The sequence below is a fragment of the Desulfofundulus sp. genome (assembly GCF_049701015.1).
GTDB lineage: Bacteria > Bacillota > Desulfotomaculia > Desulfotomaculales > Desulfovirgulaceae > Desulfofundulus.
In genome coordinates this window covers 43926-53660 of the sequence record NZ_JBNATZ010000001.1, presented here as the reverse complement: position 1 = coordinate 53660, position 9735 = coordinate 43926, and the positions used below count along the sequence as shown (strand labels likewise).

Here is a 9735-nt window from a genome sequence, read left to right as displayed (position 1 = left end):
GTTATGAAAACGGCCTCCTGACCACCGGGGCCACGCGGGGAGATGGAGAAACTGGCGAGGATATCACCGCCAACCTGAAAACCATTCGGGCCGTCCCCTTGCGCCTGCGCCGCCCGGTTCCCCTGCTGGAAGTGCGGGGGGAAGTTTACATGTCCAAAGAAGCTTTCATGCGTCTGAATGAAGCCCGGGAAGAAGCAGGCGAACCCCTGTTCGCAAACCCCCGCAACGCCGCTGCAGGGAGCCTCCGCCAGCTCGACCCGGCTGTAACAGCTTCCCGGCAGTTGAGCATCTTTGTCTACGGCATCGGGGAAGTGGAGGGTATCAGTGTCCATACGCATGCGGAAACTCTGGCCCTGCTCAAGGAGCTGGGCTTTCCCGTTAATCCCCATCACCGTCTTTTACCCGATATCCAGGCAGTGATTGACTACTGTAGCCGGTGGCAGGAAGAACGCTTTAAACTACCCTATGCTATTGACGGCATGGTGATTAAAGTCAACTCCCTTGCTCAGCAGGCCCGGCTCGGTGCCACCATGAAGAGCCCCCGCTGGGCCATCGCCTTCAAGTTTCCAGCGGAACGGGCCAGAACTAAAGTGCGGGACATCATCCTGCGGGTGGGGCGTACTGGAGTTCTGACCCCGACTGCCATTCTGGAACCGGTCCGTCTGGCAGGTACCATAGTCAGCCGGGCCACTCTGCATAACGAGGACATAATTAAGGAAAAGGACATCCGGATCGGGGACACGGTAATTGTACAGAAAGCCGGTGATGTTATTCCGGAAGTGGTCGCAGTAATCCCGGAAGAGCGTACTGGAGATGAAAAAACTTTCAGCATGCCCCGCCGCTGTCCTGAATGCGGCGCGGAGGTCATTCGTCCCCCGGGCGAAGCGGGAACCCGCTGCACCAACATTGCCTGTCCGGCCCGACTGCGGGAGGGATTGATCCACTTTGCATCACGCAATGCCATGGATATTGCTGGCCTGGGTCCGGCGGTGATAGGCCAGCTGCTGACAGCCGGACTGGTACGGGATCCTGCCGATCTTTACACCTTACGACTGGAGGACCTGGTACCCCTGGAGCGCATGGGCAAAAAATCGGCTCAAAACCTCCTGGAGGCAATTGAAAAAAGCAAGTCTAATCCCCTGTATCGCCTGATTTTTGCCCTGGGCATCCGGCACGTGGGGGAAAGAGCCGCGCGTATTTTAGCCCGGCGGTTCGGTTCCCTGGACCGGCTCTCCCGGGCCACTTATGAAGAACTGGTGGCCATTCCGGAAATCGGTCCCAGGATTGCCGAAAGCGTAACGACATTTTTTACCCAGGAACAAAACCGCCGGGTACTGGAAAAACTGGTCTCCGCCGGTGTAAATACCCGGGAAGAGGCAGAAGAACCCGGCGACAAACCGCTGGCGGGTAAAGTTTTCGTCCTCACCGGCAGCCTTGCTCATTTTACCAGGCAGGAAGCCCAGAAGTTGATTGAGAGCCTGGGCGGACGCGTCAGCTCCAGTGTGAGCAGGAAGACCGATTACGTGGTGGTGGGGGAGGATCCCGGCAGCAAATACGACAGAGCCCTGGCCCTGGGTATCCCTATCCTGCGGGAGGAAGACTTCCGCCGACTGGTGGAGCAGTCAAAGTTGCAACCTCCCCCTTAGAGCGCTATAATGTTGTCAGTTTTTAAAGAAATAAGGAAGGTGCTGGTATGATCACCATCAAGGACGTAGAGCATGTAGCGCTTTTGGCGCGCCTTGAATTGACCGACGAAGAAAAGCAAATGTTTGCCAAACAGTTGAACGCAATCCTGGAATACGCCCAGATGCTCAACGAACTGAATACAGACGACATACCGCCCACCGCCCACGTGCTGCCCCTGAAAAACGTCTGGCGGGAAGATGAAGTGGGCGAGCACCTGCCTCCCGAAGAGGTACTGGCCAACGCCCCGGAAACGGAAGGCCAATTTTTCAAAGTGCCGCGGATAGTATAAGGAGGGAATTTTTTTGGAGCTCTACTACCTCACTGCCCACGAACTGCATGATTTGCTCATTAAAAAGGAAATCAGTGCCGAAGAAGTTTGCCGCGCCGTCTTTAACCGTATCGATAACGTGGAAGACAAAATCAAAGCCTATGTAACCCTGACCAGGGAAAAGGCTTTTGACCGGGCACGGAAAATCGACCGCCAAATTGCTGCCGGGGAAAAACTGTCACCCCTGGCCGGCATCCCGGTAGCCATTAAAGACAATATGTGCACCCGCGGTGTACGCACCACCTGCTCGTCGAAAATCCTCTATAATTTTATACCTCCCTACAATGCCACGGTCGTGGAAAAATTGGAAGCAGCCGGCACAGTCATGGTGGGCAAAACAAACATGGACGAATTTGCCATGGGTTCTTCCACGGAAAACTCGGGCTTTTTTGTGACAGCCAACCCCTGGGACCTGGAAAGGGTACCCGGCGGGTCAAGCGGCGGCTCCGCCGCGGCGGTGGCAGCAGGGGAAGCCATTACCGCCCTAGGTTCCGACACGGGTGGCTCTATCCGCCAGCCGGCAGCACTCTGTGGGGTGGTGGGATTAAAACCCACCTACGGGGCCGTTTCCCGCTACGGGCTGGTGGCCTTTGCCTCCTCCCTGGATCAGATCGGGCCCTTTACCCGGGATGTCACCGATTGTGCACTCATGTTAAACGCCATCTGCGGGCACGATCCCATGGATTCTACCTCGGCACCCCGGGACATCCCCGATTTCACATCCTGCTTGAGAGATGACGTAAAGGGTCTGAAAATCGGCGTACCCAGGGAATACATGGGGGAAGGGATTGACCCCGCCGTAAAAGAAATCATTGGACAGGCCATCAAGCTGCTGGCCTCCCTGGGGGCGGAAATCGAGGAGACTACTCTGCCCCACAGCCGGTACGCCCTGCCCACCTATTATCTAATTGCACCGGCTGAAGCCAGCTCCAACCTGGCCCGTTACGACGGCGTCCGTTACGGTTACCGGGCAGAGGACGCCCGGGATGTGGTGGACATGTTCATGAAGACCCGAAGTCGGGGTTTCGGCCCGGAAGTAAAACGGCGTATTATGCTTGGCACGTATGCCCTGTCCGCGGGTTATTACGACGCCTATTACTTAAAGGCCTTGAAAGTGCGCACCTTAATCAAGCAGGATTTCGACCGGGCCTTCGAAAGATTTGATGTGCTCCTGGCTCCCACCACCCCGTCCCCGGCTTTCAAGCGGGGAGAAAAGACCGACGACCCCCTGCAAATGTATATGTCGGATATCTGCACTCTGGCGGTAAACCTGGCGGGCATACCCGGAATATCCGTCCCGGCGGGGTTTGTAGATGGCTTACCGGTGGGCATGCAGTTAATTGGCAGGCCCTTTGGAGAGGGCACTCTCCTGCGGGTGGCCTACACCTTCGAACAACATACGGATTATCACCGGCGCCGGCCGTCTTTATAGGGAGGGAAGCAAGCTTTGGTTGAATACGAAACCATCATCGGCCTGGAAGTTCACGTAGAGTTAAAAACTAAAAGCAAGATTTTTTGCCCCTCGACCACGGAATTCGGTGGGGACCCCAACACTCATGTTTGCCCCGTTTGCCTGGGATTACCAGGAGTGCTCCCGGTCTTGAATAAAAAGGTGCTGGAATACGCCATCCGGGCGGCTCTGGCCTTGAACTGCGAAATTGCTGAGTACTCCAAGTTCGACCGCAAGAACTACTACTACCCGGATTTACCCAAGAACTACCAGATATCCCAGTATGACTTACCCCTTGCCAGGAATGGCTATCTAAACATCGAAGTGGACGGACAGACCAGGCGTATCGGGATCACCCGCATACACATGGAAGAGGATGCGGGTAAGCTGATCCATCAGGGCACCATTGCCACCTCCCCCTATTCCCTGGTAGACTACAACCGCACCGGCGTGCCGCTCATTGAAATAGTTTCCGAGCCGGACATGCGCTCCCCCGAGGAAGCCCGGGCCTACCTGGAAAAATTGAAGGCCATCATCCAGTACACGGGGGTTTCCGACTGCAAAATGGAGGAAGGGTCCTTGCGCTGCGACGCGAACGTTTCAGTACGTCCCAGGGGGAGCAGGGAATTCGGAACTAAAACGGAAATTAAAAACATGAATTCCTTTAAAGCGCTCCAGCGGGCCCTCACCTACGAAATAGAGCGGCAAATTGCTGTCCTCCGGGAAGGCGGCCGTATCATCCAGGAGACCCGCACCTGGGATGAAACCAGAGGGGTAACCCTGCCCATGCGCAGCAAGGAAGAAGCCCACGATTACCGCTATTTCCCCGAACCCGACCTGGTACCCCTGGTGATCGACAGGCAGTGGGTGGAGGAAATCAGGGCCACACTTCCCGAACTCCCCGACGAGCGACGTAACCGCTACATCAAACGCTACGATCTCCCGGCTTACGACGCCACCGTGCTCACCACCACCAAGGAAATGGCAGACTACTTTGAAGAGTGTGTAGCCCTGTACCCCAACGCCAAGGCGGTCAGCAACTGGATGATGGGGGATCTCTCACGCCTGTTGAATGCTCATAACATGGATATAACCCGGTGCAAGGTGTCACCCCGCCAGCTGACGGACATGCTCAAACTGATGGATAAAGGCACCATCAGCGGGAAGATTGCCAAAACGGTTTTCGAAGAAATGTTTGCGACGGGGAAAGACCCGGAACAAATCGTGCAGGAAAAGGGACTGGTACAGATTACCGATGAGGGGGCAATTGCTGCCGTAGTGGAGGAAGTTCTGGCAAACAACGCCAGAGTGGTCGAAGATTACCTGAAAGGAAAGGAGAGGGCCTTCGGCTTCCTGGTGGGCCAGGTAATGAAGGCCACCCGGGGTAAAGCCAACCCCGAGCTGGTTAACCGTCTGCTCAGAGAAAGACTGCACTCCAGTTAAAGGCTCACCCTCGATGTCAAGGGGCGGGTTGTGAAACCCGCCCCAACCACTACGCGTTCACTGCATCGCTTGCTGACGGCTTCGCAGGAGGCTTGGTTACAAAACTCAAGATGGCAGCTACTACCAGCAGGGCAGCGGAAATCAGGTAACTGGCATTGTAACCGCCGGTAAGGTCGGCCGCCCGCCCCGCAATGATCGGCCCGATGAGAGCGCCGGCACCCCATGCGGTAAATACCAGACCGTAGTTGATACCGGCGTTCTGCAGTCCGAAGAAATCGTAAGTAGCCGAAGGGAAGAGGGAAAGGTTGGCCCCGTAAGCTACCCCGGTGAGAATGGAACCAATTAACAGTGTGGCCGGAGTCCTGTAGGAAGCAAAAAGCAACATGTTGGCAGCCTGAATGGCAAAGACCAGCAGCATGGTATTGGTCCGGCCCAACCGGTCGCTCAACCAGCCGGCCAGTATCCGCCCACCGGCATTGGCCACAGCCAGCACGGCTACCAGTACAAATCCCCAGTCGATATTGCCCTGAATTTTGGCAATCTTCGCCAGGTGACCGATGACGAGAAGGCCCGCCGAAGCAGCAAAGCAAAACATCAGCCAGAGCAGGTAGAACTGGGGAGTGCCCACCATCTCACGGGGAGTGAAGTCACGCCTCGAGCTTGCTGCAGTCGCTGCCCTGGTGGCTGGCGGTGGTCCTCCGTAAGGTACATAACACGGTGGAGGAAAGGAAAGTGCCTGCGCGAGAATAACGATAACAGCCAGGAAAATTATTCCTTCGTAAATATAAGTTCTTGAGATTCCATAATGAGCAAGAAAATATTTCGTCATGGGAGCTGTATAAACAGAGGCCAGACCAAAACCGGCCACTACCAGGCCAGCGATTTGTCCTTTTTTATGCGGCTGGAACCATTTTACCGCCGCCGGCGTAGGAGCGGCATAACCAAACCCCATGGCTGCCCCGACAATGAGTCCAAAGCCAATGGTAATTCCTGGCAACGATTGGGTAACTCCAGATAAAATCATACCTGCACCGGCCAGGATACCACCAATGGTAGCGACCAGCCTGGGACCAAACCTGTCGACCAGGCGTCCCGCCGGAACCATGACCAGTGCAAACATTACACAAGCCAGGGTATAGGGAAACTGGGACTGGGTCTTGGTCCAATGTAGCTTATCAATGAGAGCTGCAGCAAAAACACTCCAGGTGTATAACACTCCCAGGGCGAGATTTATACCCATACCGGCGAAGGTTACCGACCATGCCCGCGCCGCACTGGGCTGGTTGGGTTGGTTCATAAATGACACCTCCGGTCAAAAAATTTTTAAGAGACTTACCTGCTGTTGTACCGTACTGCCGTTCAAATCCGATGGGGCGTTCTGCTGGTCATTGCATCCCTCCCCGGAGCATTCCTCCGCCCATTTTTATTGTATTTTCTTTTAAAGGGCGAGAATATAGATCTTCCGGCAATAAACAAAACCACCAACTAAATGGTTTCATTTCGCTAAAAAAAGAGAAAAAGTCCGCTTAACAGGAGCAAATTTTTACCCGGAGCCTGATTTTGACCGCTCGGTGTCTTAGAATAGCCATCTGGAAGATTACCCCTCCAGCTTCCAGGCAGGTCAAATAATGCTTTTCAGTTGTTCAATTTCATGGTATTATTAAAGCTGTATAATTTTGTGTCGCATTTTGCTACGCAATATTGGGGTAAGGATCTTTGTAAGGGGTGAATAAAATGACTGACAAACTAACTGAAAACATGAACGAAAAGAAGGAGCAGAAGAAAATCATTATTGTGGACACCACCCTGCGGGATGGTGAACAGACAGCAGGTGTGGTGTTTGCCAACCGGGAAAAGGTACGGATAGCCAAGTTCCTGGATGAAATCGGCGTACACCAGATCGAAGCAGGTATCCCCGTAATGGGCGGGGATGAGATGGAAGCCATCAAAGAAATCTGCAGAGCGGGCCTCAGGGCCAGCATTATGGGCTGGAACCGCCCTGTAATCAAAGATATTGAAGCATCCCTGGCCTGCGGGGTAGATGCCGTGGCCATTTCTATTTCCACCTCGGACATCCACATCAAATACAAGCTTCAAACCAGCCGGGAATGGGTCCTGGAACAAATGGTCAAGGCTGTAGAATTCGCCAAAAAAGAGGGAATGTATATTTCGGTTAACGCCGAAGACGCCTCCCGCACCGACATGGATTTCCTGATCCAGTTTGCCAGGGCAGCCAAAGAAGCTGGTGCTGACCGGCTGCGCTACTGCGATACAGTAGGCATCCTGGATCCCTTTACTACCTACGAACGAATTCAAACCATACTTAAAAATGTAGATATAGATATCGAAATGCATACCCACAACGACTTCGGCATGGCCACAGCCAATGCCCTGGCCGGTGTCAGGGCTGGAGCAACCCATGTGGGGGTAACCGTGATCGGCCTGGGTGAGCGGGCAGGTAACGCCGCTCTGGAAGAAGTGGTCATGGCCTTGAAGCACTTGATGGGCATTGATTTGGGATTCAAGACCGAGATGTTCCGGGAAATCGCCGAGTATGTATCCAGGGCTTCCGGACGGGAACTACCAGCCTGGAAAGCTATCGTGGGCTCCAATATGTTTGCCCATGAATCAGGCATCCACGCCGATGGCGCACTGAAGAACCCCAAAACATACGAGGCCTTCCACCCGGAAGAAGTGGGCCTGGAACGCCAGATCGTGATCGGCAAGCACTCCGGTACTGCCGCCCTGAAGGCCAAGTTTGCTGAATACGGAATCCATCTGAGCGAATTCAGGGCCCAGGAGTTGCTGGCCAAAGTACGTTCTTACTGTGTAGCCTTAAAGCGTCCGCTCTTTGACAAGGAGCTCATGTATATCTACGAAGATTATTTTGGAAAGAAGTGATATTGCCTTGGGTCAGACCATTATTGAAAAAATTCTTTCCAATCATAGCGGTCAGCAGGCATATGCCAACGATATTGTGGTGGCCCGGGTTGACTTCATCATGGGACAGGACGGCACCTCCCCCCTGGCTATCCGGGCCTTCGAGGAGATGGGGGGCGTAAGAGTCTTTGATCCTGACCGTGTCGCCTTTGTTATCGATCACAGCGCACCGAGTCCCAATGAAGGGGTATCGGCTCTACACCAGCTGATGCGCCGGTTTGCCCGGGAAAAGGGCATTCATCTTTATGATATCGGAGAAGGTGTCTGCCACCAGGTAGTACCAGAGAGCGGGCGGGTGGGTCCAGGTTCTCTGGTTATCGGAGCCGATTCCCACACCTGCACCTACGGAGCACTTAATGCTTTTTCCACGGGCGTTGGTTCCACCGACCTGGCCGGTGCCATGATCTCGGGACAAATGTGGTTTAAAGTACCTGAAACCTTCAAGTTTGTCTGTCACGGTACCCTCCCCCGGGGGGTCTACGCCAAAGACCTCATCCTCCACCTCATCGGCGACGTAACGGCTGATGGCGCCACTTATATGGCAGCTGAATACACCGGTGAGGCCATAGCCGGCCTGTCCATGGACGGTCGCTTTACTATTTGCAACATGGCTATTGAAATGGGTGCCAAGGCGGGTTTAATGGAAGCCGATGAGAAGACCTTTGCCTGGTTGGCCCGGTTCAGCCGCCGGCAGTTCATCCCGGTAAGCCCGGACCCCGATGCCACTTATGCACGGGTCAAGGAATATGACGTCTCAAATCTGGAACCTCAGGTGGCCCGGCCCCACAGAGTAGACAACGTCTGCCCGGTAGGGGAGGTAGCCGGGACTCCCATCCAGCAGGCTGTAATCGGCACCTGCACCAACGGACGGCTGGAGGATTTACGCATCGCCGCCCAAATTCTGGCCGGAAGGCGCATCCACCGGGACGTACGATTGATTGTCGCACCCGCTTCCAAACGCATTTACCTGCAGGCGATGCAGGAAGGCATCATTCAAACTCTGGTGGAAAGCGGTGCGGCCGTGGTTACCCCCGGCTGCGGACCCTGTGTGGGCACCCATAATGGTGTACCTTCGGATGGGGAAAATGTGATTTCTACCGCCAACAGGAACTTTAAAGGTCGCATGGGTAACAGTAAAGCTTTTATCTATCTGGCTTCTCCGGCTACGGTGGCCGCCTCGGCTCTGACCGGCCGGATTACCGACCCTCGTGAATTTTTACGATAAATCGAACATAAAGTAGGTGATGGGATGCTCTTACAGGGAAAAGCCCATAAATTTGGTGATGACGTAAATACTGATTACATCATTTCAGGCAAATATAAATTTAAAACCCTGGACATGCAGGAACTGGCCAAACATGTCATGGAAGATTTGGACCCCGACTTTTACCGGAAGATCAACGCAGGCGATTTTATCGTAGCCGGCCGTAATTTCGGCTGTGGTTCCTCCCGGGAGCAGGCCCCCCTGGCCATCAAACACGCCCGCATTTCTGCGGTTCTTGCCAGGTCTTTTGCGCGCATTTTCTACCGCAACGCCATCAATACGGGTCTGCCCGTAGTGGAATGCGACACCGATCAGATCGACCCGGGTGATGAACTAGTAGTTGATTTAAGTCAAGGGGTCATTACCAATAAAACGAAAGGGATTACCATTACAGCCAAACCCTTACCCCCGGTAATGATTAAAATTCTTAATGACGGCGGCCTGGCGGCCCATTTCCGGAAACACGGTGGTTTTAAATTCGATTAGGTACTGCAGCAGGAGGTTTCAAACGTGGCACACAGGATAACCCTTATCCCCGGTGACGGCGTGGGCCCGGAAATTGCCCGGGCCACCCGCCGGGTTATAGATGCCAGTGGTGTAAATATTGAATGGAAAGTTGTAGAG

General features: G+C 54.3%; 8 protein-coding genes and 1 pseudogene. 8 read left to right on the top strand and 1 reads right to left on the bottom strand.

The annotated features are described in order from the left end of the window. The 4 genes from ligA to gatB all read left to right on the top strand — a co-directional run. Positions 1–1646, top strand: a 1646-nt coding sequence (gene ligA / locus ACPLUI_RS00250) for an NAD-dependent DNA ligase LigA (protein WP_424658261.1), incomplete at its 5' end; no start/stop codon positions are given. Between the two features lie 47 nt (positions 1647–1693). Beyond that, positions 1694–1975, top strand: coding sequence for an Asp-tRNA(Asn)/Glu-tRNA(Gln) amidotransferase subunit GatC (gene gatC / locus ACPLUI_RS00245; RefSeq protein WP_424658260.1), 282 nt, complete (start codon positions 1694–1696; stop codon positions 1973–1975). A 13-nt stretch (positions 1976–1988) separates the two neighbouring features. Next, a complete protein-coding gene (gene gatA, locus ACPLUI_RS00240) occupies positions 1989–3446 on the top strand; it encodes an Asp-tRNA(Asn)/Glu-tRNA(Gln) amidotransferase subunit GatA (protein WP_424658259.1) in 1458 nt (485 codons plus the stop codon). 15 nt (positions 3447–3461) lie between these two features. Next, positions 3462–4907: an Asp-tRNA(Asn)/Glu-tRNA(Gln) amidotransferase subunit GatB gene (gene gatB / locus ACPLUI_RS00235; RefSeq protein ID WP_424658258.1), complete on the top strand. Its 1446-nt coding sequence runs from the start codon at positions 3462–3464 to the stop codon at positions 4905–4907. 49 nt (positions 4908–4956) lie between these two features. Here the strand turns inward: gatB and ACPLUI_RS00230 are convergent, their stop codons facing one another. After that, complete coding sequence (locus tag ACPLUI_RS00230; protein ID WP_424658257.1) at positions 4957–6204, bottom strand: L-lactate MFS transporter; 1248 nt, start codon at positions 6202–6204, stop codon at positions 4957–4959. Between the two features lie 437 nt (positions 6205–6641). Between ACPLUI_RS00230 and nifV the strand changes: the two genes are divergently transcribed. From nifV to ACPLUI_RS00210, 4 genes and pseudogenes are all read left to right on the top strand, one after another. Continuing rightward, a complete protein-coding gene (gene nifV / locus ACPLUI_RS00225; RefSeq protein ID WP_424658256.1) occupies positions 6642–7808 on the top strand; it encodes a homocitrate synthase in 1167 nt (388 codons plus the stop codon). Positions 7809–7815: 7 nt separating this feature from the next. Continuing rightward, the gene (locus tag ACPLUI_RS00220; protein ID WP_424658264.1) at positions 7816–9072 is read left to right on the top strand and encodes a 3-isopropylmalate dehydratase large subunit; all 1257 of its coding nucleotides are present in this window, start codon (positions 7816–7818) and stop codon (positions 9070–9072) included. A 24-nt stretch (positions 9073–9096) separates the two neighbouring features. Further along, complete coding sequence (locus ACPLUI_RS00215; RefSeq protein ID WP_424658255.1) at positions 9097–9597, top strand: 3-isopropylmalate dehydratase small subunit; 501 nt, start codon at positions 9097–9099, stop codon at positions 9595–9597. Positions 9598–9621: 24 nt separating this feature from the next. Beyond that, positions 9622–9735, top strand: a pseudogene (locus ACPLUI_RS00210) (NAD-dependent isocitrate dehydrogenase); the annotation flags it as partial.